Source organism: Deinococcus carri (genome assembly GCF_039545055.1).
In the GTDB taxonomy this organism is placed as follows: domain Bacteria; phylum Deinococcota; class Deinococci; order Deinococcales; family Deinococcaceae; genus Deinococcus; species Deinococcus carri.
Genome location: NZ_BAABRP010000001.1, coordinates 805,957 through 827,989, shown reverse-complemented (window position 1 = coordinate 827,989; position 22,033 = coordinate 805,957). Strand labels below are relative to the sequence as shown.

16 protein-coding genes and 2 pseudogenes are annotated in these 22,033 nt (G+C 71.5%); 10 read left to right on the top strand and 8 right to left on the bottom strand.

From position 1 onward, the window contains the following. Position 1: 1 nt before the first annotated feature. A complete protein-coding gene (locus tag ABEA67_RS04120; RefSeq protein WP_345461274.1) occupies positions 2–1,003 on the top strand; it encodes an ABC transporter permease in 1,002 nt (333 codons plus the stop codon). A 66-nt stretch (positions 1,004–1,069) separates the two neighbouring features. Here ABEA67_RS04120 and ABEA67_RS04115 read toward each other — a convergent pair whose 3' ends face one another. Together ABEA67_RS04115 and ABEA67_RS04110 are read right to left on the bottom strand one after the other, a co-directional pair. Then, on the bottom strand, positions 1,070–1,834 hold the full coding sequence (locus ABEA67_RS04115; protein ID WP_345461271.1) for a shikimate dehydrogenase: 765 nt from the start codon (positions 1,832–1,834) through the stop codon (positions 1,070–1,072). A 121-nt stretch (positions 1,835–1,955) separates the two neighbouring features. Then, a complete protein-coding gene (locus ABEA67_RS04110; RefSeq protein ID WP_345461268.1) occupies positions 1,956–3,395 on the bottom strand; it encodes a coiled-coil domain-containing protein in 1,440 nt (479 codons plus the stop codon). A 209-nt stretch (positions 3,396–3,604) separates the two neighbouring features. On the opposite strand from ABEA67_RS04110, the gene recN reads away from it, so the two are divergent. From recN to ABEA67_RS04085, 5 genes are all read left to right on the top strand, one after another. Beyond that, positions 3,605–5,281 (top strand): DNA repair protein RecN, encoded by a 1,677-nt coding sequence (gene recN, locus ABEA67_RS04105; protein WP_345461265.1) that lies wholly within the window; start codon positions 3,605–3,607, stop codon positions 5,279–5,281. A 101-nt stretch (positions 5,282–5,382) separates the two neighbouring features. Continuing rightward, positions 5,383–6,492 (top strand): protease complex subunit PrcB family protein, encoded by a 1,110-nt coding sequence (locus ABEA67_RS04100; RefSeq protein ID WP_345461262.1) that lies wholly within the window; start codon positions 5,383–5,385, stop codon positions 6,490–6,492. 169 nt (positions 6,493–6,661) lie between these two features. Continuing rightward, positions 6,662–7,366, top strand: coding sequence for a hypothetical protein (locus ABEA67_RS04095; protein ID WP_345461259.1), 705 nt, complete (start codon positions 6,662–6,664; stop codon positions 7,364–7,366). A 67-nt stretch (positions 7,367–7,433) separates the two neighbouring features. Further along, positions 7,434–9,335, top strand: a complete 1,902-nt coding sequence (gene dxs / locus ABEA67_RS04090) for a 1-deoxy-D-xylulose-5-phosphate synthase (protein WP_345461256.1) — start codon at positions 7,434–7,436, stop codon at positions 9,333–9,335. Between the two features lie 214 nt (positions 9,336–9,549). Continuing rightward, on the top strand, positions 9,550–11,607 hold the full coding sequence (locus ABEA67_RS04085; protein ID WP_345461253.1) for a thioredoxin domain-containing protein: 2,058 nt from the start codon (positions 9,550–9,552) through the stop codon (positions 11,605–11,607). A gap of 45 nt (positions 11,608–11,652) precedes the next feature. Here ABEA67_RS04085 and rpiA read toward each other — a convergent pair whose 3' ends face one another. Both rpiA and prxQ read right to left on the bottom strand, forming a co-directional pair. Beyond that, complete coding sequence (gene rpiA / locus ABEA67_RS04080; RefSeq protein WP_345461250.1) at positions 11,653–12,366, bottom strand: ribose 5-phosphate isomerase A; 714 nt, start codon at positions 12,364–12,366, stop codon at positions 11,653–11,655. Next, entirely contained in the window at positions 12,359–12,856 is a 498-nt protein-coding gene (gene prxQ / locus ABEA67_RS04075; RefSeq protein WP_345461247.1) for a thioredoxin-dependent peroxiredoxin PrxQ, read from the bottom strand. Before prxQ ends, rpiA begins: the two co-directional genes overlap by 8 nt. A gap of 119 nt (positions 12,857–12,975) precedes the next feature. On the opposite strand from prxQ, the gene deoC reads away from it, so the two are divergent. Then, positions 12,976–13,638 (top strand): deoxyribose-phosphate aldolase, encoded by a 663-nt coding sequence (gene deoC / locus ABEA67_RS04070; protein ID WP_345461244.1) that lies wholly within the window; start codon positions 12,976–12,978, stop codon positions 13,636–13,638. Further along, a complete protein-coding gene (locus ABEA67_RS04065) occupies positions 13,625–14,221 on the top strand; it encodes a Maf family nucleotide pyrophosphatase (protein ID WP_345461241.1) in 597 nt (198 codons plus the stop codon). Before deoC ends, ABEA67_RS04065 begins: the two co-directional genes overlap by 14 nt. 73 nt (positions 14,222–14,294) lie before the next feature. On the opposite strand, the gene ABEA67_RS04060 is transcribed toward ABEA67_RS04065, so the two are convergent. The 4 genes from ABEA67_RS04060 to aroE form a co-directional block, all read right to left on the bottom strand. Next, on the bottom strand, positions 14,295–14,705 hold the full coding sequence (locus ABEA67_RS04060) for an OsmC family protein (RefSeq protein WP_345461238.1): 411 nt from the start codon (positions 14,703–14,705) through the stop codon (positions 14,295–14,297). A gap of 71 nt (positions 14,706–14,776) precedes the next feature. Continuing rightward, positions 14,777–16,033, bottom strand: a complete 1,257-nt coding sequence (locus tag ABEA67_RS04055; protein ID WP_345461235.1) for a hybrid sensor histidine kinase/response regulator — start codon at positions 16,031–16,033, stop codon at positions 14,777–14,779. Continuing rightward, positions 16,030–19,302 (bottom strand): PAS domain S-box protein, encoded by a 3,273-nt coding sequence (locus tag ABEA67_RS04050; protein ID WP_345461232.1) that lies wholly within the window; start codon positions 19,300–19,302, stop codon positions 16,030–16,032. The genes ABEA67_RS04055 and ABEA67_RS04050 overlap by 4 nt, the downstream gene beginning before the upstream one ends. After that, the gene (gene aroE / locus ABEA67_RS04045; protein ID WP_345461229.1) at positions 19,299–20,144 is read right to left on the bottom strand and encodes a shikimate dehydrogenase; all 846 of its coding nucleotides are present in this window, start codon (positions 20,142–20,144) and stop codon (positions 19,299–19,301) included. Before aroE ends, ABEA67_RS04050 begins: the two co-directional genes overlap by 4 nt. 243 nt (positions 20,145–20,387) lie before the next feature. Here aroE and ABEA67_RS04040 point away from each other — a divergent pair. Beyond that, positions 20,388–21,110: pseudogene (locus ABEA67_RS04040) on the top strand (PhoH family protein); the annotation flags it as partial. Then, positions 21,099–21,941, top strand: a pseudogene (locus tag ABEA67_RS04035) (LAGLIDADG family homing endonuclease); the annotation flags it as partial. The pseudogenes ABEA67_RS04040 and ABEA67_RS04035, both read left to right, overlap by 12 nt. Between the last annotated feature and the right edge of the window lie 92 nt (positions 21,942–22,033).

The following is a 22,033-nucleotide window of genomic DNA, read 5'->3' as shown; positions in this document are numbered from 1 at the left end:
CATGACCACCCTCTCCCCTCCCCGAGCCGCCCGCAAGCGGCAGCCCAGCCTCTTCTGGCGGCGCTTCCGGCGCAGCACCCCCGGCAAGGTCGGGGCCATCATCGTGGCCGCCTTCGTGCTGCTGGCGATGCTGGCCCCGGTTCTGCGGCCCTACGACCCCACCACCGACCGCAACTACCGCCTGAACCTCAAGCCGCCCAGCGTGGCCGCGCTGTGGAACAAGGACGTGGCCGACATCTACCGTGACCCGGCCAGTGGGCAGGTGAATGTCTGGGCGGCCCCCTTCGGCACCGACAACCTGGGGCGCAGCGTGGCGGTGCGGGTGCTGCACGGCGCGCAGCTCAGCCTCAAGGTGGGCGTGGTCAGCACGGTGCTGGCGCTGATCGTGGGTACGCTGCTGGGCGTCTTCGCCGGGTATTTCGGCGGCTGGTTCGACAACGTGATGGGCTACCTGACCGACGTGATGCTGGCCTTTCCCAGCATCCTGCTCGCCATCGGCTTTGCCAGCATCTTTTCCAGCGACAACCCGCCGCTGCCGATCGCCGCCCTCGACCGCCTCTTCGCGCTGCACAGCCCGCAACTCGTCACCGCCATGCTGGCCGTGTCGCTGGTGCAGGTGCCGGTGTACATGCGCCTGGCCCGCGCGGTCGTGCTGAGCGTGCGCGAGCGCGAGTTCGTGCAGGCGGCCGGGGCACTCGGGGCCACCCAGGGCCGCATGATCTTCCGCCACGTGCTGCCCAACAGCCTCTCGCCGCTGATCGTGCAGGGCGCGCTGAGCATCGCCACCGCCACCATCGAGGTCGCCGCGCTGGGCTTCCTGGGCATCGGCGCGCAGCCGCCCCTGCCCGAGTGGGGCACCATGATCAGCGACTCCCGCCAGTACTACGTGGACGCCCCCTGGACCATGCTCTTCCCCGGCCTCGCCATCTTCCTGACCGTGCTGGGCTTCAACCTGCTGGGCGACGGCCTGCGGGACGTGCTGGACCCGCGCAGTACGCATTAGCTGGCAGAAGGCGGATGGCAGAAGGCGAGAGAAGGGCCTTCTGCCATTTGCCTTCCGCCCCGCTCTTCAGTCCAGCATGCCCACCAGCTCCGCCAGGTCCTCGGGGCGGTAGCGCTGGCCGGTGGCGTGGAGCAACTGGCGCGAGAGGCGCAGGGTGGGGAGGGACGACAGGTTCAGGTGGGCCGCGCCGCTGGTGCCGGTCGTGCCCTGGCCGGTGAGGTCGGCCAGGGTGTGGTAGGGCTGGAGCAGGCCCGCCGGGAGGCTGCCGCCCGTCAGGACAATCAGGTCCGCCCGCTCGGCGAGGGACAGCAGGGCCGGGTCGCGGCGGCTGACCGCAAAGGCGCGCAGGCTGGCGGGCAGGTCGCGGGCAAAGCGCTCGGCGTCAGGGAGGCTGTCGGCGGCAACGCCCACATGCTCGAAGCCCAGGCGCACCAGCGGCAGCGCCCGCGCGAGGTCCGCGCCGCCTCCCAGGAACAGGGCGCTGGCCCCGCGCGCTGCGTAGCCGCTTTCCTCCAGGGCGTCCATCAGGGCGTCGGCCAGGCTGTAGGTGCCGTGGGCACCCCCACCGACCGCGCCGCCGGTAAAGGCCACCGCGTCCACCCGCCCCACCCGACGCGCGTCCGGGTCGAGGTCCACGGCTCCCGCCACCGCCACCTCGCGCGAGGGGTGAACGAGCGCCCCGGTAAAGCGCAGGGTCCGGCAGGCCTCCAGCACCGGCCCCAGGTCGTCGCCAGGGACGCTCAGCGCCACCACCCCCACCTCCCGGAAGGCGCGGGCGGCTTGGGGCGAGTGGCCGATCAGGGCCAGGGGCGCGTCAGACGTGGCGGACATCCGCCCGAGTGTAGCGCGCGACCCCGGAAGCTGGGGCCGCTCTGGCGGGCCGCAGCCAAGGCAGAGGCCGCCCTGGGGAGGACGGCCCGGCTGCTGTTCTGTGTGGTCGTTCTGTGTGGCCTCAGTTGGGCTTACGGGTGTCCGCCTGACCGGTGCCCCCCGCCTGACTGGTATTCCCGGCCTGGCCCGCACCGCTGGCGCTGCCGGTGCTGGCCGCGCCAGCGTCGGGCGTGGGGCGGCTGGCGGCGGGTGCGCCGGGTTCCACCGCGGCTCCCCAGGTGCCGCCGGTCGTGCCTGCCTGGGTGGCCTTGGCCGGTGCGGGAGCCGGGGGCTGGGCGGCGGGTTCCTCGATGCGCTCCAGCCACATGGTGCCCACCAGGTTACGGGCGCTGCGACCGGCGCGGTGCAGGCGGTCGGCGGCTTCCGGGCTGACACTGCCGACGGCGTTCAGCACGGCCTGCCGCGCGGCGGGCACGCGTGCCAGGACTACACCGCCGGCCCCCAGCAGCAGCAGGGCCACCGTCCCGCCCCCGAGGCCCCCGTCCGTGGTGGCCTGGGCACTCTTCTGGTGCGTTCTGGCCTTCGCAGCGCGGAGCTTGGCCTTGCCCTGCTTTTCCAGCCGGGCGAGGTCGCGGGCCGCCTGCTTCCGGGCAGGGGCGATACGCTGCTCGACGGCGCGTTCCAGTTTGTCGGCGTCCCAGCGGCGCTTGCTGCGCTTCAGCTCCTTCTCGGCGTGGCGGCGGGCGCGGGCCAGCTCACGCTCGATGTCCTGGCGCTGGCTCGCCAGACGGTCTTCGACCTCGGCCAGCAGGGACTGGCCGGTTTTGCGCGCCTTCTTGAGGTCGTGCTTGGCCTGGTCACGCACCTGCGCCAGGGCCTTCTGGGCCTCGCGGCGGCGGTCCTCGGCCCGGTCCTCGGCTTCCGACAGCAGCGACTTCCCAGCCTTGCGGGCGTCCTTGAGGTGGTCCCCGAGCTGCTCCTGCGCCTGCTCCAGCGCCTTACGGGCCTGACGGCGGCGGTCCTCGGCCAGGTCCTGGGCCTGCCCGGCCAGCGACTGCACGCGGCCTTCCGCCTGCGCCAGCAGGGCCTGCCCGGCCTTGCGGGCGTGCTTGAGGTCGTGTCCCGCCTCGTGCTTCACGTGGTCCAGGGCCTTCTGGGCCTCCTGGCGGCGCTCGGCGGCCATCTCCTGCGCATCCTGCACGGCGCTGCGGGCCTCACGGGTGAGGTCGGCGGCCTTGTCCGCCACCTTCCCGGCCACGCTTCCCGCCATCTCCTGCGCGTTCTCCAGCAGGGGCTGAAGGCGGCCAGGCACCTCCTCGCGCAGCGTTTCCAGCGTCTCCGCGCCCTTGTGGGCGGCAACCTGTGCAGCGTGCTGGGCCTGATGGGCGGCACTCACCAGGGCGGGTTTGACGGTTTCGTCGAGGGTGTCGTGGGCCGTGTCGAGCAGGCCACGGGTGCCGCTCACCAGGCTCTGCCGGGCATTGCGGTTCAGGGCCAGGGCCGCCAGGCCACCGAGCAGCAGCAGGCTGGTGCCGCTCACGCCGGTATCGTTGCTCTTCATGTGATGCTCCTTTCGTGTCCCGCGCCCGCCAGGGCAGCAGGCGGGGCAACCATGCGGCCCATTGTGGAGGCAGCTCCGGCGGGGAGTGTGGGGAAAACGTAACGTGGGTTTCATGTTCTGGCCGCCCGGCGGCTCACCTTCCGCGCCGGGTGCGACACCGTAACCCGCGCGCCTCTCTGCCCCCGTCCCGAGGCTCTACACTCGGGAGCGTGACCCGCAAGGCCCGCGCCGCCACAGCTCCCTCCGCGCCGCCCCCGCCTGCGCCGTCCCCGGTGGCGGCGGGGGCGGCCCTATCGCGGCTGGAGGTCCGCAACCTTGCCACCATCCGCGACCTGACGCTGGAGCTGCGGGGCGGCTTCAGCGCCTTTACCGGCGAGACGGGCGCGGGCAAGAGCATCATCGTGGACGCGCTGGGGCTGCTGCTGGGGTCGCGCGCCAACACCGATCTGATCCGCAGCGGCGAGGACGGCCTGCTGGTGACGGGTTTCTGGGGCGGGGAGGGCGGCGACGAGTTCAGCGCCAGCCGCCGCGTGACCACCCAGGGGCGCGGCACGGCCCGGCTCGACGGCGAGGTGGTGAGCGTGCGCGAGCTTCAGGAATGGGCCTCGGGCCGTCTGACCATCCACTGGCAGCACAGCGCGGTCAGCCTGCTGACCCCCGCCAACCAGCGTGCGCTGCTCGACCGACAGGTGCCCGGCGAACTGGCCTCCTACCAGGCCGCCTACCGCGCGTGGACCGATGCACGGACCCGCCTGGAGCGGCTGCGCACGGGCGAGCGCGAGCGGGCGCGGCAGCTTGACCTGCTGAAGTTCCAGGTGCGCGAGATCGCGGAGGTGGCCCCCCAGCCCGGTGAGGAGGAACCGCTCACGGCGGAACTCACCCGGCTGTCGAACCTCGAAACCATCGCGCTGGGGGCGGCGGGGGCGCTGGAGCTGCTCTCGGACGGCGAGACGAGCGCGGCGGGCCTGATCGCGGAGGCGGTGCGGGCGCTGAATGCCGGGGCGAAGTACGACGAGACGAGCGCCCAGCTTCAGCAAGACCTGCGGGCGGCCCTCGACAGCGTGCAGGCCGTGGTGGGCGAGCTGCGCGGGGTGGCCGAGGACAGCGCCCCCGATGCCGAAGAACTCGCGCGGGTGGAAGCCCGGCTCTCGGCGCTGGGCAAGCTGCGCGCCAAGTACGGCCCGGCGCTGGAGGACGTGCTGGCCTTTCAGGCGGGGGCCGAGGAGGAACTCGCAGCCCTCACCCGCGACGAGCAGGACGCGGGCACGCTGGAGGCCGAGGCCGAACGGCTGGAGCGCGAGGTCGGGCGCGCCGGTCAGGCGCTGGACGCGGCGCGCACGCAGAGGGCGGGGCCGCTCGCCCGGCAACTGGTGGGGGTCATCCGCGAGCTGGGCATGCCGCACGCCCGGCTGGAATTCCGCCTCTCGCCCCTGCCCCAGCCCGGCCCGGCGGGACGAAGCGACGTGGCCCTGCACTTCACCGCCAACCCCGGCGAGGACCTGGGACCGCTGGCCGACGTGGCCTCGGGCGGCGAGCTGTCGCGCGTGATGCTGGCGATCAGCACGGTGCTAGGGGCCGACACGCCCGCCGTCGTCTTCGACGAGGTGGATGCAGGCATCGGCGGGGCGGCGGCGCTGGCGGTGGCCGACCAGCTCTCGCGGCTGGCCGGGGAGCGGCAGGTGCTGGTGGTCACGCACCTCGCCCAGATCGCCGCGCGCGCCGACCACCATTACAAGGTGGAAAAGCAGGTGGAGGACGGCCGCACCGTCAGCCGCGTGCGCCTGCTGTCGCCGGGGGAGCGGCTGGAGGAAATCGCCCGCATGCTCAGCGGCAACACCTCCGAGGCGGCGCTCTCGCACGCGCGGGAACTGCTGGCGCGGCCCTGAACTCAGGAGGCCCGCCCGTTGTGGCGAGGGCCGCTGCTCTGTGGGTATTTGCTCAAGGGCACCTTCAGTCGGCGGTCAGGCACGCCCCCTAAGCTGACCGCATGACCAAGACCCTGACCGCCGCGCTCGTCGTGAGCGCGGGCCTTCTCGCGGGCTGCACGATGACCGGACCCGGCAACCTGAAGGTTCATGAGGCGCTGCTGTACGGCAGCAGCCAGGAACGCCTGGTATGGGTGTACGGGAACCTGGGAGGCAGCGCCCAGTCCAGCGTGAAGCTCGGCGGAACGGCCGCAGAGCTGCGCTCCCAGGTGCAGGACCCGCTGGCGGTGCCCGGCACCCTCAGCGTGAACGGCAAGGCCGTGTACCGCCTGGGCACCAGCACCCTGACGCCGAAGCTCTCGGTCACGCGCGATACGCGGGGCCTGTTCAACGTCGCCATGAACGAGGCGGGCGGCACGGTCTACTACACCGACGGCCGGACCTGGACCCGCCTGAACGCGGGCACGGGCAGCGGCGTGGGCGGCACACCCGTCAGCGGCCTGCGCGGCGCGGGCAACCTGACCGACGCCGAGGCCGACGCCCTGGGCACGGTGCTGCTGAATCAGGGCGCGCTGGCGATTGCCGTGCTGGACCCGGCCAGCGTGCCCGACGCGCCCCTGAGCGTGGAACCCGCGCCCGGCGAGTACCGCCGGACCGCGCTGTACGTGCAGGCGGGCGTGCCCACCGTCACGGCCACGACCGGCACCGTCACCACGACCCCCGGCACCCCGACCGGAACTGCACCCACGCCCGGAGGCCGCGTGAACCTGACTGAACTCGCCAGCGGCAGCAATGCCAGCGCCAGCACCGCCGCCGTGCAGGTCGCCACCACGCAATCCGCCCTCAGTGCCCTCTACAACATCGCCTACGGGCGGCAGACGGGCACGCCCAGCGTTCCGAGTCTGCCCGCCAGTGACACGGTGGTCGGTGTATTCCTGGGCCAGCGGGCCACCGGGGGCTACGGCGTGCGCGTGACCGGGGCCACGGCCCAGGACGACACGCTGACGCTGACCGTGACGGTGACCGCCCCCGGCCCCGGCAGCATCACGACCCAGGCCCTTACCAGCCCCTGGACCATCGTGCGGGTGCCGGGCCGCTACCGCGACGTGCGCGTGGTGGACTCCCTGGGCCGCCCCTTCCCGGTCGGAACGGGTGGGGGTGAGGTTCGCTGAACACGCCGGCTCCCGGCAGGAGGGGCAAAAAGGGGCGTCCGGCACGCCCTTTTTTGGTGCCCGCCGCGCCTGTCTCCTCTGGCTGTCCTGGCAGAAGTGACCCGCCCGGTCAGGCAAAGTCCGCGAATGCTGACAGAATAAACCGGTGACGCGCCTTACCCTGAACCCTATGCGAGGCCGTGTTTCCTCCCGACGTCCCTCCTCCCGGTGGGCCGCGCCCCTGCTCGCGCTGCCCCTGCTGCTGGGGGCGTGCGCGCCTGCGGCCAGCAAGACCGCCGCGCCGCCCGTGCAGGCCAGCACCAGCGTGAGCAGCGTGTCCTTTTACCCGCGCGAGACGGGCCTGGGCTGGACGTACCTGCCGGAAGGCGAGGCGGCGGGCGGCCTGCCCTACACGCTGCGTGCCCTCGGCCCGACCTTGTTCGCGGGGCAGCCCGCGCTGGCCTTTCAACTGACCGGGCGCGGCGCGGACCAGACGTGGTACCGGCAGATCAGCGGGGCCGGGGTGCAACTCCTGGGCTTTCGCAAGCCGGGCGTGACCGTGCGCCTGGACCCCGCCTGGACCGAGGCCCCCGCCGAGAGTGCCTGGCGTGTGGGCCTGAGCTGGGAGGGCCAGAGCCGCGTCACGCTCGCCAGCGACGACGGCAAGGTGCAGACCCAGGGCACCCTGCGCTACCGCTACGACGTGCAGGACCGCCGCCGCGTGACCACGCCCGCCGGGAGCTTCGACGTGTGGGTGGTCACGCGCCAGATCAGCGACGACGTGGGCGGCCTGTTTCCGCAGACCCAGCAGCTCTGGTTTTCGCCCTTCGTGGGCGACGTGCGGACGCCCGAGGGCCTGCTGCTGACCGGGCGCAACTTTGGTGGGAAGCCCTGATGGTCCCCTTCCGCTACCCTGGGGGGATGTTCCCCGCCGCCCTACCTTCTCACGCCGGAGGCCAGCCATGAGCGAGCCGACAGCCGACCTTCAGCCCACCAGCCGCACGCCCCTGCTGGACCGGGTGAACAGCCCCGAAGACCTGAAAAAGCTCTCCCGCGACCAGCTCCCGCAGCTTGCGGCGGAACTGCGGGAAGAAATTGTGCGGGTCTGCTCGGTGGGTGGCCTGCACCTCGCCAGCTCCCTGGGCGCGACCGACCTGATCGTGGCGCTGCACTACGTGCTGAACTCGCCGCGCGACCGCATCCTCTTCGACGTGGGGCACCAGGCCTACGCGCACAAGATGCTGACGGGCCGCCGCGGCCAGATGCATACGGTCAAGAAGGAGGGCGGCCTGTCGGGCTTCACCAAGGTCAGCGAGTCCGAGCACGACGCGATCACGGTGGGCCATGCCAGCACCTCGCTCGCCAACGCGCTGGGCATGGCGCTGGCGCGCGACGCGCTGGGGCAGGATCACAAGGTCGCCGCCGTGATCGGCGACGGCTCGCTAACGGGCGGCATGGCCCTGGCCGCGCTGAATACCATCGGGGACATGAATCGCCGGATGCTGATCGTGCTCAACGACAACGAGATGAGCATCAGCGAGAACGTGGGGGCGCTGAACAAGTTCATGCGCGGCCTCCAGGTACAGAAGTGGTTTCAGGAGGGCGAGGAGGCCGGGAAAAAGGCCGTGCAGGCCGTCAGCCGGCCCCTTGCCAACTTCATGAGCCGCGCCAAGAGCAGCACGCGGCACTTCTTCGACCCGGCCAGCGTGAACCCCTTCGCCGCGATGGGCGTGCGCTACGTGGGGCCGGTGGACGGCCACAACGTGCAGGAGCTGGTGTGGCTGATCGAGAGACTGGTGGACCTCGACGGCCCGACCATCCTCCACGTCGTCACCAAGAAGGGCAAGGGCCTGAGCTACGCCGAGGCCGACCCGATCAAGTGGCACGGTCCCGGCAAGTTCGATCCGGCAACCGGGGAATCGGCGTCCAGCAGCGCCTACTCGTGGAGCAGCGCCTTTGGCGACGCCGTGACCGAGCTGGCGCGGATGGACCCCCGCACCTTCGTGGTCACGCCCGCCATGCGCGAGGGCAGCGGCCTGGTGCGGTACAGCCAGGTCCACCCCCACCGCTATCTGGACGTGGGCATCGCGGAGGACGTGGCCGTGACCACCGCCGCGGGCATGGCCCTCCAGGGGCTGCGGCCCATCGTGGCGATCTACTCGACCTTCCTGCAACGCGCCTACGATCAGGTGCTGCACGACGTGGCCCTCGAAAACCTGAACGTCACCTTCGCCATCGACCGCGGCGGCATCGTGGGGGCGGACGGGGCCACCCACAACGGCGTCTTCGACCTGAGCTACCTGCGCTCGATTCCGAATGTCGGCATCGGCCTGCCGAAAGACGCTGCCGAACTGCGCGGAATGCTGCGGGCGGCGCAGGAAAACCCCGGCCCCTTTGCCATCCGGTATCCGCGCGGCAACACGGAGCGCGTGCCGGAGGGCACCTGGCCTGAGCTGCGGTGGGGCACCTGGGAACGCCTGCAAGACGGCGACGACGTGGTGATTCTGGCGGGTGGCAAGGCGCTGGAGTACGCGCTGAAGGCCGCGCGGGACCTGCCCGGCGTGGGCGTGGTCAATGCCCGCTTCGTCAAACCCCTCGACGAGGCGATGCTGCGCGAGGTGGCGACCAAGGCTCGCGCCCTGGTGACGGTGGAGGACAACACGGTGGTGGGCGGCTTCGGGAGTGCCGTGCTGGAGGCCCTCAGCGCAATGGGGCTGCCCACGCCAGTGCGCGTGTTGGGCATCCCCGACGAGTTCCAGGACCACGCCACAGTCGAGAGCGTCCACGCCCGCGCAGGCATCGACGCCCCCGCCCTTCGCACCGTGCTGGCCGAACTGGGGGTGGATGTTCCGCTGGAGGTGTGAGGGGGGAGCGGCCAGCTTCCAGCAACAAATGACCCGTGGTGTGCCATCAGGCGAACAGCCTGCCTGCGCACCACGGGTTTTCGGTTGCAGGGACCTCGCCTTTCCGGTCACATGTCACTGCACCGCTGGAAGCTGGCCGCTGGAAGCTCCCCTCGTGAAGCTTCTCCCCCCGCCCCTTCATGCCCGCCTCTCTGCCGGGCGGTACGCTCGCCGCATGACCCCTCCCACCAACAGGCTCGCGCAGGAGTCCAGCCCCTACCTCCTTCAGCACGCGCACAATCCGGTGGACTGGTGGCCCTGGGGCGAGGCGGCCTTTGCCGAGGCGCGGCGGCGGGACGTTCCGGTGCTGCTGAGCATCGGGTACTCGACCTGCCACTGGTGCCACGTGATGGCCCACGAGAGCTTCGAGGACCCGGACACGGCCGCGCTGATGAACGCGAACTTCGTAAATATCAAGGTGGACCGCGAGGAACGCCCCGACGTGGACGGCATCTACATGACGGCCACCCAGCTGATGACCGGGCAGGGCGGCTGGCCGATGACGGTGTTCCTGACGCCGGAGGGCCAGCCCTTCTATGCGGGCACCTACTTTCCGCCGGAAGACCGCTACGGCATGCCGGGCTTCCGCCGCCTGCTGGCAAGTGTGGCGCACGCCTGGGAACAGGACCGCGACAAGTTGACCGGCAACGCCCAGGCCCTCAGCGACCACGTGCGCGAGGCGAGTCGGCCGCGCCCGGCGGCGGGTGACCTGCCGGAAGACTTCCTGCGCCGGGGCGTGGAGAACCTGCGCCGCGTGTACGACGCCGACCTGGGCGGCTTCGGGCGCGCCCCCAAGTTTCCCGCGCCCACCACGCTGGACTTCCTGCTGACGCAGCCCGGCGGCCGCGACATGGCCCTGCACACCCTGCGGATGATGGGCCGGGGCGGCCTCTACGACCAGCTCGGCGGCGGCTTTCACCGCTACTCGGTGGACGAACGCTGGCTGGTGCCGCACTTCGAGAAGATGCTCTACGACAACGCACAACTCACGCGCACGCTGCTGCGGGCCTACCAGTACACCGGGGACGACACCTTCACCCGCCTGGCCCGCGAGACGCTGAGCTACCTGGAGCGCGAGATGCTCTCGCCGCAGGGAGGCTTTTACAGCGCGCAGGACGCCGACACGCAGGGCGTGGAGGGCCTCACCTTCACCTGGACCCCCGCCGAGATTCGGGAGGTGCTGGGCGACGGCCCCGACGCCGACCTGGTGCTGCGGGTGTACGGCGTGACCGAGGGGGGCAACTTCGAGGACCCCCACCGACCGGACGCGGGGCGGCGCAACGTGCTGCACGTCCCCACACCGCCCGCCGACCTCGCACGCGACCTGGGCGAGAGCGTGGAGGCGCTGACCGCACAGCTGGACGCGGCCCGCGCCCGGCTGCTCACCACGCGGCAGCAGAGGCCCCAGCCCGGCACCGACGACAAGGTGCTGACCTCGTGGAACGGGCTGGCGCTGGCGGCTTTCGCGGACGCGGGGCGGATTCTGGGCGAAGGGCATTGGCTGGACATCGCCCGGCGCAATGCCGACTTCGTGCGCGAGCACCTGCGCCTCCCCGACGGCACCCTGCGCCATACCTTCAAGGACGGCGCAGCGCGGGTGGAGGGGCTGCTGGAGGACCACGCGCTGTACGGCCTGGGCCTGATTGCGCTGTACCAGGCGGGCGGCGACCTGACCCACCTGGAATGGGCGCGCGAACTCTGGGAGGTGGTGCGCCGCGACTTCTGGGACGAGGAGGCGGGCCTCTTCCGCTCGACCGGGGGCCGCGCCGAGACGCTGCTGACCCGCCAGGCCCAGGGCTTCGATTCCGCCGTCCTGAGCGACAACGCCGCCGCCGCATTGCTGGGTCTGTGGATAAGCCGTTACTTCGGGGAGGAGGAGGGCGAACGCCTGGCCCGCGCCGCCGTCCGCACCTACCAGACCGACATGCTGGCCGCGGCGGGCGGCTTCGGGGGCCTGTGGCAGGCGGCCGCCTTCCTGTCCGCACCGCACGTGGAGGTCGCCGTTATCGGCAAGCCGCCCGAACGCGCCCCGCTGGAACGGGTGGTGGCCCGCTTCCCCCTCCCCTTCGCGGCCCTCGCGCCCGCCGAGGAGGGGGGCGACCTGCCGGTGCTGGAGGGCAGGCCGGGGGGCGGCACCGCCTACGTGTGCGTGGGCCGCGCCTGCGACCTGCCTACGCGGGAGCCGGAGGTGCTGGCGGGGCAACTGGCAAGGCTGGAAAGGGATGAGCGATGAGTGTTGAGGAGGGGGCGCTTCCACTCATCCCTCGTTCCTCATCCCTCATCTCTTCAGCTCCCGCACCCCCTCCGGCGCGGCCACGAAGGCCAGGTCCGCCATGCCCAGGAAAAAGCCCGTCTCGACCACGCCCAGCGTGCCCTTGAGCTGGCGCTCCAGCGCGGTAGCGTCGAGGTCCTGCGGGAGCTGCGCGTCGTAGATGTAGTTGCCGTTGTCGGTCACGTAGGGCTGCGCGCCGGGCTGGCGCAGACGGCCGCCGGGCACCAGCTCCCGCAGCCGCTCGATGGTGGACAGGAAGCCGAAGCGGGCAATTTCAATGGGCAACGGGGCCTTCTCACCCAGGCGCGTGACCAGTTTGGTGTGGTCCGCGATAATCACCAGCCGCCGCGCCTGCACCTCGGTCAGCTTCTCGCGCAGCAGCGCACCGCCCAGGCCCTTGATGAGGTTGAGCTGCGGGTCAATCTCGTCCGCGCCGTCGATGGCGAGGTCGAGGGGCCGGGGGTCGAGCGGCTCGACCGGAATCCCGACCTGCCGGGCCAGCGTCTCGGAAGCGTCACTCGTCGCCACGCCCACCACGCCTTGCAGCTCACCGGACGCGAGGCGCTCCCCGATGGCCTCGATGGCGTACCTGGCCGTGCTGCCGGTGCCCAGGCCCACGCGCATTCCGCTCTGCACCAGGGCGACGGCACGCAGGGCGGCTTCCTTCTTCAGGGCCTCCAGGTCAGGCACCGTGTTCTCAGGCATAGGGTTCTCAGGCATGGGCACGAGCCTGCCGGTCGGCGTCGATGGCGGCGGCCACTGCGTCGGCGTGCCCGTCCACGGAAACGGCCAGCCAGCTCTTGACGAGTTTGCCGTCCGGGCCAATCAGGAAGGTCTGGCGCTTGACGCCCTCCGTGACCTTGCCGTACAGGTTCTTGGGACCGTAGGCCCCGATGCTCTTCAGAAACCCGGCGTCCGGGTCGGTCAGCAGCGGAAAGGGCAGGCTGTACTTCTCGGCGAACGCCTGGTGGCTCGCGGCGTCGTCGCGGCTCACGCCCAGGATGGCCGCGCCGTGTTCCCGCAGCAGGGCGCTGTCGCGGAAGTTGCAGGCTTCCTTGGTGCAGCCGGGCGTGTCGTCCTTGGGGTAGGCGTACAGCACCACGTAGCGGCCCGCGTAGTCGGCAAGGTGGTGGGTCTGGCCGCCCGCGTCGGGCAGGGCGAAGTCAGGAAAAGGCTCACCGGGCTGGAGGCGGGGGGCAGCGTCTGTCATAGGCAGAGGGTAGCGGATGGGCGTGACCTGTGGCGGGGGAAGGATAGAGGGCGCGGCAGGCAGGCAGAGCTTTTCGCCGCGTCCGGCGTCCCGCACACCGCTCCCTTATCCTGGGGCTTATGAACCTCGCCCCCTACATCGACCACACCCTGCTCAAGGCTACGGCCACCGCCGCCGACATCCGCCAGCTCTGCGCCGAGGCCCGCGAGCATTCGTTCTATGCCGTATGCGTGAATCCGGTGTATGTCCCGCTGGCCGCCGCCGAACTCGCGGGGTCGGGCGTGAAGGTCGCCACGGTCTGCGGCTTTCCGCTCGGGGCCATCCTGCCGGAGCAGAAGGCTGTCGAGGCCCGCCTGAGCGTGGAGGCGGGCGCGGACGAGGTGGACATGGTGATTCACATCGGCGCGGCGCTCGCGGGCGACTGGGACGCGGTGGAGGCCGACGTGCGGGCGGTGCGCCGGGCCATTCCCGACACGGTGCTGAAGGTCATCATCGAAACCTCCTACCTGAACGACGAGCAGAAACGGGGCGCGACCGAAGCGGCGGTGCGTGGCGGGGCCGACTTCGTGAAGACCAGCACCGGCTTCGGCACGGGCGGCGCGACCGTGGAGGACGTGCGGCTGATGCGTGACGTGCTCGCGGGCCGCGCGCAGATCAAGGCCGCGGGGGGCGTCCGCACCCCCGCCGACGCCGCCGCGATGATCGAGGCGGGCGCGACCCGGCTGGGCACCTCGGGCGGCGTGGCGCTGGTGGGCGGCGAGGGGAACGGTGCCGGGTACTGATTCGGTGGCCGGACGCGAGGTCATCCTGGCCTCGGGCAGTCCCCGGCGGCGCGAGCTGCTGACCAACCTGGGCGTGCCGTTTCGCGTGGTCGTCAGCGGTGAGGCCGAGGACAGCCCCGAAGCAGACCCCGCGCGGCTGGCGGGCGAACTGGCGGCGCTCAAGGCGCGGGCGGTGGCCCGGCTGCACCCGGAGTCCGTCGTTATCGCGGCCGACACGGTGGTCGCCGCCGGACCCGACCTGCTGGGCAAGCCCGGAGACGAGGCCGAGAACCGCACCTTCCTGCGGCGGCTCGCCGGGCAGACGCATCAGGTGTACACGGGCGTCACCGTCCTCACCCCCGGCACGGAAAGCAGCGGCGTGGAGCGCACCGACGTGGCCTTCCGCCCCCTGTCGGACGCGGAGGTCGCCCACTACGCCGCCACCGGCGAGGGGCTGGACAAGGCGGGCGGGTACGGCATCCAGGGTGTGGGGATGGCGCTGGTGGCCCGCATCGACGGCGACTACTCGAACGTAGTCGGCTTTCCGCTGGCGCTGGTGATCCGGCTGCTGCGGGGGGCGGGCGTGGGGGTGTGGGGGGAGTAGGGGGAGGCGGGACGCGGTGCGCGGGACGCAGTAAAAACCAGGTACCGCGCACCGCGTCCTGCGCACCGCCTCCCTACTCGACCCGCGTTTCCAACACAATCTCGCTGTTCAGGCTCGCCGCCACCGAGCAGTACTTCTCGTGGCTGAGGTGGGCGGCCTTTTCCAGGGCCTCCTGGGTCAGGCCCTCGCCGCTGGCGATGTGCCGCACGGTGATGGTGGTGTAGCGCTTGGGGGCAGTATCGGCGCGCTCGCCCTCCACCTCGATGCGGTAGCTAGTGAGGGGCGTGCGGCGCTTTTTCATGATCTCCACGATGTCGTAGGCGGTGCAGGTCGCCAGGGCACCCAGCAGCGCCTCCATCGGGGAGACGCCGACCTTGACGGGACTATTGTCGATCAGAAGCTGGTGGCCGCTCTCGCTGACGCCGACATACCGTTGCTCGCCCAACCACGTGACATGCAGGGTCTTCTTGTTGGAAACCGTCATGGGTGCAGCCTAGAGCATTTGACGTAAAAAGAACCCCTCACCGCAGGGCAAGGGGCAGGCGTCCCAGCGGTTCAGAGCAGGCGGTCGTCGGCCACGCCGTGCAGGTCCAGACCCAGGTCGAGGTCTTCCTCGTCCTCGTCGGGGGTGGGGAGGCAGACGCGGAAGGTGGCCCCGCCGCCGGGCGTGTCCGTGACCTCGATGGTGCCGCCGTGGGTGGTCACGACCTGCTGGGCGATGGTGAGGCCCAGGCCGGTGGACCCGGCTTCCTTGCCCCGGTAGAACTTGTCGAACACGCGCGGCTTGATGTGGTCGGGGATGCCGGGGCCGTGGTCGATCACGGCGGAGCAGGCCTGCCGCCCCTCCTGCCACACCTCCAGATTGACCAGATCGGGCGAACCGCACACGCGAATGGCGTTGCTGACCAGATTCACGAACACCTGCGTCAGGCGGCCCGGATCACCCACGATTTCCAGGTCGGGGGCCGTGGTGGCCTTGACGCCGTAGTCGCGCCCCACCTGCCGCACCAGGTTGCCCAGGTTCACGAAGTGCATCTCGATGCCCTGCACCAGTTCGCCGCGCGAGAGTTGCAGCAGATCGTTGACCAGACGGGTCATGTTCTCGGCCACGCGCTGCGCGTCCTGCAAGGTCTGGGAACCGCCCACCTCGCGTTCGGCGCGGCGCAGGTACCCCAGCAGGGCCGTCAGCGGCGTGCGGAGTTCGTGGCTGGTCTCGGCCAGGAAGGTCTTCTGGAGGTTGAGGGCTTCTTCGAGTTGCCGGGCCTGGTCTTCCAGGCGCTGGCGCTGGCCCTCCGCGATGCCGCGCAGCCGCTCGACCTCCTCCAGGCGGGCACGCAGCGAGAGGTTCAGCTCGCGCACCTCCTGCTCGGCGCGTTCGCGGCGGTCGCGGGCATCGGCCTCCGCGATGGCACGCTTGACGCTGGGGGGCAGGCGCTCCAGCCGCTGCTTGAGGATGTAGTCGGTCACGCCCTGACGCAGGGTGTCCACCGCCACCTCCTCACCCATTGCCCCGGTCACGATGATGAAGGGGAGGTGCGGGGCGCGGGCGTGCGCGGCCTTGAAGGCGCTCAGGCCGTCGTAGCTGGGCAGCGCGTAGTCGCTCAGAACCAGGTGCGGGCGGTGCGTGTCCAGGGCGTGCAGGAACTCGGCCTCGGCCTCCACGCGCTCGATCTCGACCGGCCAGGGCAGCTCGCCGTCCAGGCTCATCGCAATAAGTTCATGGTCGAGTTCGTTGTCTTCCAGATGCAGAATCCGCAGGGGCTGTCCGGCCTCGGGAAGCGCGTGGTCGGGGGCGGGATCGGGGGCGGTCATGCGGCATCTCCAGTGGGGGGCGTCAGGGGCAGGGTGACGAAAAAGGCGGCACCCTCGCCCGGCAGGGCCTCGGCATGCACCCGGCCCCCGTGGCGGGTCACGATGCGGCGGACGTTGGCGAGGCCGATGCCGGTCCCCTCGAACTCCTCGGCGCGGTGCAGGCGTTGAAACACACCAAACAGTTTATCCGTGTACTTGGGGTCGAAGCCCACGCCGTTGTCCCGCACGATCACGGTCACCTCCTGGGCGCTGGCCTGCGCAGTCACGCTGATGCGGGCCTGCTCGCGGGTGCGGGTGTACTTGATGGCGTTGGACAGCAGGTTGGTCAGCACCTGGGTCAGCAGCGCCGAGTCGCCCTGCACGGTGGGCAGCGGTCCGAACTCGGCCACGATGTCGCGGCCCACGCGGTCGGGTTCCAGCGTCTGCCAGACCTCGCGCACCGCGGCGTTCAGGTCCACCGGGCCGCGCCGCAGTTCCTGGCGGCCCATGCGCGAGAACTCCAGCAGGTCGTCGATCAGCTGGCTCATGCGCCCCGCCGCGTCGGTGATGACGCCCAGGTACCGCTCGCTCTTGGGCGACATGCCCCCGGCGACTTCCTTGCGCAGCAGGTCCCCGAAACCCACGATATGGCGCAGCGGCGTCCGCAGGTCGTGAGACACGCTGTAGCTGAAGGCTTCCAGCTCGCGGTTGGCGTCCTGAAGCTCCAGCGTGCGCTGCTGCACCCGTTCTTCCAGCGACTGGTTGAGCAGCTGGAGGTCGGCCTGGGCCTCCTCCGCTTCCAGCCGCAGCGCGTCGTTGTCGAGCGCCGTGGCAAAGCGCTTGGCGAGTTCGTGGGCGAGGTCGTGGTCGCGGTCGGTGGCGGCCTGCCGGTAGGCCAGACCCAGCACGCCGCGCACCGATCCGTCGCGGCCCACCAGGGGATACAGGACCGCGCCCGTCGCGTTGACCTCGTGCAGCATCGGGTACTGGGCGTCGTGGACAAACAGCGGGTCGTCGCTCGCCGCGACCTGCGCCAGGGCCTGCCGGGCCGCCTCCTGCGCGGGGGGCGAGATCTGGCGCAGATCGAGGCGGGAGGTCGCCAGCAGCGGCAGTTCGGGCGGCATCCCCCACAGTGCCGCACTCTCGGCCAGCCGCTGCGTGATCAGTTCCAGCGCCACGTGGTAATGCCCGCCGCGCGAGGCCAGCGGGTCCTCCGCACGCGCCGAAAGCTGCTCGGACACGTCGGCCAGCAGGCGCGAGGCAGCCTCGGCGTAGACCTGATCGTCCACGTCGGTGCTGGTGCCCACCCACTCCAGCACCTGCCCCTGCGCGTCACGGACCGGCAGGCCGCGCGTCACGAAGGTGCGGTAACGGTCCTCCGCGCCCAGCAGACGGTGTTCGGCCTCGAAGGGCCGCTGGTGGCGGACGGCGGCGGCCCAGCGCATCTGGTACTCGCCGCGGTCTTCCGGGTGAATCAGGTTCAGGAAGCCGGAGCCGGACCGTTCCGGCCCCACGTACTCCTCCCAGCGGCGGTTGAAGTAGGTGGGCTGGCCGTGCGGGTCGGTGAGCCAGACGATCTGCGGCATCCCCTCCAGCACCCCCCGGTAACGTTCCTCGCTGCGTTGGGCCAGGCGCTCGGCCACCAGGCGGTCGTGGATGTCGGTCGCGCTCGCCACCCACTCGGTCACGCTGCCGTGGGTGTCCGGCGAGGGGTCCTCACCGACCCCGGCAGAGATGGGGGCCACGCGCAGCACGAACCAGCGGTAGGTGTGGCCCGGCCCCACCGCGAGCCGCACCTCGCACTGGGCGCGCGCGTGGGTGGCGGCGGCCTCGGCCCACAGGCCGTCGTAGGTGGCGCGGTCCTCGGGATGGACCCGCTCGCGTACCTGCTCGCCGCCCAGACGCTCACGGTGCTGCGCGTTCACGTAGGTCACGTTCCCCTGCGGGTCACTCACCCACAGCATGTGGGGGATGGCGTCCAGCACCGCGCGCGAGCGGCGTTCCTCGGCCTGCACGGCCCGCTCGGCCTCCACCCGGTCGGTCACGTCGCGCACGACCTCCAGCAGCCCCAGCACCTCACCCTGCTGGCCCACCACCTCGCTGCGCTGCGCCTCGCCGGAAAACACGCTGCCGTCCTCCCGGCGGTAGGGCGTGGTGAGCGCCTGAAAGGTCGAGCGGCCCTCCAGGCGGCGGTCGAGGTGCAGCCGCCCCAGCACCTCGCCCACCAGCGCCCCCGGCGTGTAGCCGAACTGCTCGGTCAGGGCGCGGTTGACCAGCCGCACCCGGCCCTCCGCGTCCGCGAAGGCCGCCGCGTCCTGAATCGACTGGAAAATCGCCTCGAACTCGGCCCGCGACTGCTCCAGCCGGACCCGCGACTCCGCCAGGGTCCGGCTGGCCTCCTCGGCCCGCTCGCGCGCCCGCACCTGCGCCTGGGTCAGCAAAAAGGCCAGGCCCGCCACCAGCAGCCCCGCCACCAGCACCACGACCGGCACTTCCGCCACCGCGTCCCGCCCGAAGCTGCCCGGCGCGCTGAAGGCCAGTTCCCAGTCGCCCCCCGCCGCCTTCAGAGAGGTGCGGCCGCGAAAGCTGACGTGCTCCTCGGCGTCCGGCGCGCCCAGAACCTCGCCGTTCAGCAGGGTCCGCACGGCCACGCCCGGCATGGCGTCCGGCGGCGTCAGCCCCGCCAGGAAGTGGTCGGTGCGCAGCGCGAGGTACATCAGTCCCCGCAGGTCGCCGCCCTCACGCACCGGCAGGAGCAGCAGCAGCCCGTCGAGCTGCTCGCCATCCGGGCCACGCTGCACCAGCTTCACCGGACAGCTGCTCTGGAGGTCTCCCCGGTCGCGCGCGCGCAAGATGGCCGCGCGGCGGCACGGTTCGGACATCATGTCGAAGCCCAGCGCCGTGCGGTTCACGGCGGTCAGGGGGGCGATTCGCCCGATAGGTGCATGTGCAGCGCCGTTCGGCCCCTGCACCCAGCGGACGAACCCGACCGCCAGCACGCCGGGATAACGCTGCTCCAGGTCGAGCTGATCCACGTAGGCCGAGAAGGTCGCCTGATCCGGGCCACCCTGCACCTGCCAGAAGGACCGGGCCGCCCGCAGCAGGTTGTCGTAGTCGCTCAGGCGGTTACGCAGGCTGGCGGTGTAGGCGCTCACCTCGCGCCCGAAGCGTGCGTCCTGCTGCCCCACCACGAAGTGGTTGAGCAGCAGCGCCGTGAAGACGCTCAGCAGCAGCACCAGCACCAGCACCGCCAGGGGAATGCGCCGCTGGCGGGACAGCGCCCCCCTCAAGGCCGCGCCTCCAGCGCCCCCAGAAAGACGCCCACCGGCACCGGCACGCCCGTCCAGGCCAGAAAGGCCAGCCGGGCCTGGTGCGCCAGCATCCCCAGCCCGTTCTCCGCACGCACCCCGGCCGCGCGGGCCTCCCGCAACAGGCGCGTCTCGCGGGGCTGATAGACCATGTCGTACACCAGCGCCCCCGGCGCGAGGGCCGTGAAGTCGAAGCCGGGGAGGGGCGTTGAGGTCGGGTCGGAGAGGCCCGCGCTGGAGGCATTCACCAGCAGCGTCACCGCCCCCCAGGGCACCCCGCCGGGGGAGGCTGCCTGCCCGCCCAGGTCACGGGTCAGGGCCTCGGCCTTCTGACGGGTGCGGTTCAGCACCCAGACGGCCCGGCCCTGCGAGCGCAGCGCCCACACGGCGGCCCGCGCCGCCCCGCCGGCTCCCAGCACCACCGCCTGGCCCCCGCCCGCCGCCCCGGCCTCCGCCAGTGCGGCCAGCAGCCCCGGCGCGTCAGTGTTCTCCCCGGTCAGCCTTCCCTCCCGGTGAATCACCGTGTTCACGGCCCCGATGGCCCGCGCCGCCTCCGAGAGGTCGTCGAGATGCGCGAGCGCCGCCTCCTTATGCGGCAGGCTCAGATTCGCGCCCAGCACGCCGGGCAGGCGGAGCTGCTCCAGCGCCGCCGGAAGCTCCGCCACCGGAACCCGCAGCGCCTGATACTCACCTTGCAGACCGGCTGCGGCAAAGGCGGCGCGGTGCATGGCCGGAGACAGCGAGTGGGCCGCGGGGTCGGCGTACAGGAAGGCACGCAGCAGGCCGGAAGCCGAACCGCCAGGAGAGGGCACGCCGTAGGTCACGCGCCTCAGTGTACTGTCCGGGTCGCGGCCCGCGTGCCCCACCCCCCGCCAGGCTGCGGCTTTAGCCTTTCTTTGAGGGTGACGCCGGGGGCCGGAGATTGTGCCCCTCCCCACGTCTCCCCTGTCACAGACGCCAGAGAATGAGGGCGTCCGAATGACCCTTTCCATCCCCGACTCCCGCCAGCCAACCCCTGGGGGGAGAGTGCGCTTTGCCGCACCCGCGCCCCACCGACAGGAGCCAAGTTGACAGAACGTACCCCCGGCCAGCCCGCCCCCGTTCCCTCGGCCAAGACCGAGGCCCAGAGCGGCGGCACCACCGCGACCCTGCACCTCGCCAACCAGCGCGAGGCCTTTGCGCTGCTCGGCGCGGGCGACGCCAACCTGCGCCGGATGCGCGAGCTGACGCCCGCCAAGATCATCGCGCGCGGCGAGACCGTCACCATCACCGGCGACAGCGCCGACGTGCAGGCCGCCGAACGCATGGTGCGCGACGCGCTCGACGTGGTGCGCACAGGCGGCGAACTCACCCCCGAGAGCCTGCTGCGCAGCGCCCGCCTGAGTGGCGAGGGCCGCAGCCTGGCCGCCGAGACGCAGGTCAGCGGCCTGAGCCTGCCGCGCGGCCTCAAGCCCAAGACACCCGGCCAGAAAACCTACCTCGAAAAGATCGAGAACGCCGACATCACCTTCGGCGTCGGCCCCGCCGGGACGGGCAAGACCTACCTGGCCGTGGCGATGGCCGTGCAGGCCCTCAAGGCCAAGAAGGTCAAGCGCATCATCCTGACCCGCCCGGCGGTCGAGGCGGGCGAGCGGCTGGGCTTCCTGCCCGGCGACCTCCAGGCCAAGATCGACCCCTACCTGCGCCCCCTGTACGACGCGCTGTACGACATGCTCGACCAGGAGAAGTTCGAGTCGTACCTGACGAGTGGCGTGATCGAGGTGGCCCCGCTGGCATTCATGCGCGGGCGCGCGCAACCGCTGACCAGCCAGGTGTTGACGCCCCTGGGCTGGCGCGAGATGGGCAGCCTGGAAGTCGGGGACCACGTCATCGGCTCGGATGGCCGTCCGACGCGCGTGCTGGGCGTGTATCCGCAGGGCGAAAAGGACAGCTACCGCGTCACCTTCAGCGACGGCTCCAGCGTGGAGTGCTGCGAGGAGCACCTCTGGACGGTGTACACCGCTTCCGACAAGCGGCGCGGCCAGCCGGGACGGGTGCTGGAAACGCGCGAGATGATGGGGAACCTGAAGGCGGCGCACCAGTACCGCTATGAGATTCCGATGCTGAGTGCCCCCGCCGAGCTGCCCGAGCAACCTGTGCCGCTCGACCCCTACGCGCTGGGCCTGCTGCTGGGCGACGGCTGCACGACCTGCACCACCACGCCCAGCTTCTCGACCGCCGACCCCGAACTGGTGACGGCGCTGGAAGCCGCGCTGAACCCGGTGGAGGCCGAACCCGTCTTGGCCCTCACGCACCGTGGGGCTTACGACTACACTCTGCGCCACACGGCGGGGGGACGCGGCGGCCTGCGCGTGGCGAACCCAATCACGACCGCGCTGCGCGAGCTGGGGCTTTCCGGCAAGACCTCCTCGCAGAAGTTCGTGCCCCAGGCCTACAAGCAGAACGCGCCCGCGGTGCGCCTCGCTGTGCTGCAAGGGCTGCTGGATACGGACGGCGGGCCGGTCACGCAGGAAGGCCGCACCTGCCGCATCCAGTACACGACCACCTCGGCGCGGCTCGCGGACGACGTGACCGAACTGGTGCAGTCGCTGGGCGGGGTGGCCCACCGCCGCGTGCGGGCCGCTGAAGGCCGGACGTCGGGCCACGCGCACGGCCGCCCGGTTGCTTACCGCCATGACGCGCACGTGCTGGACATCCGCCTACCTGCGGGCAT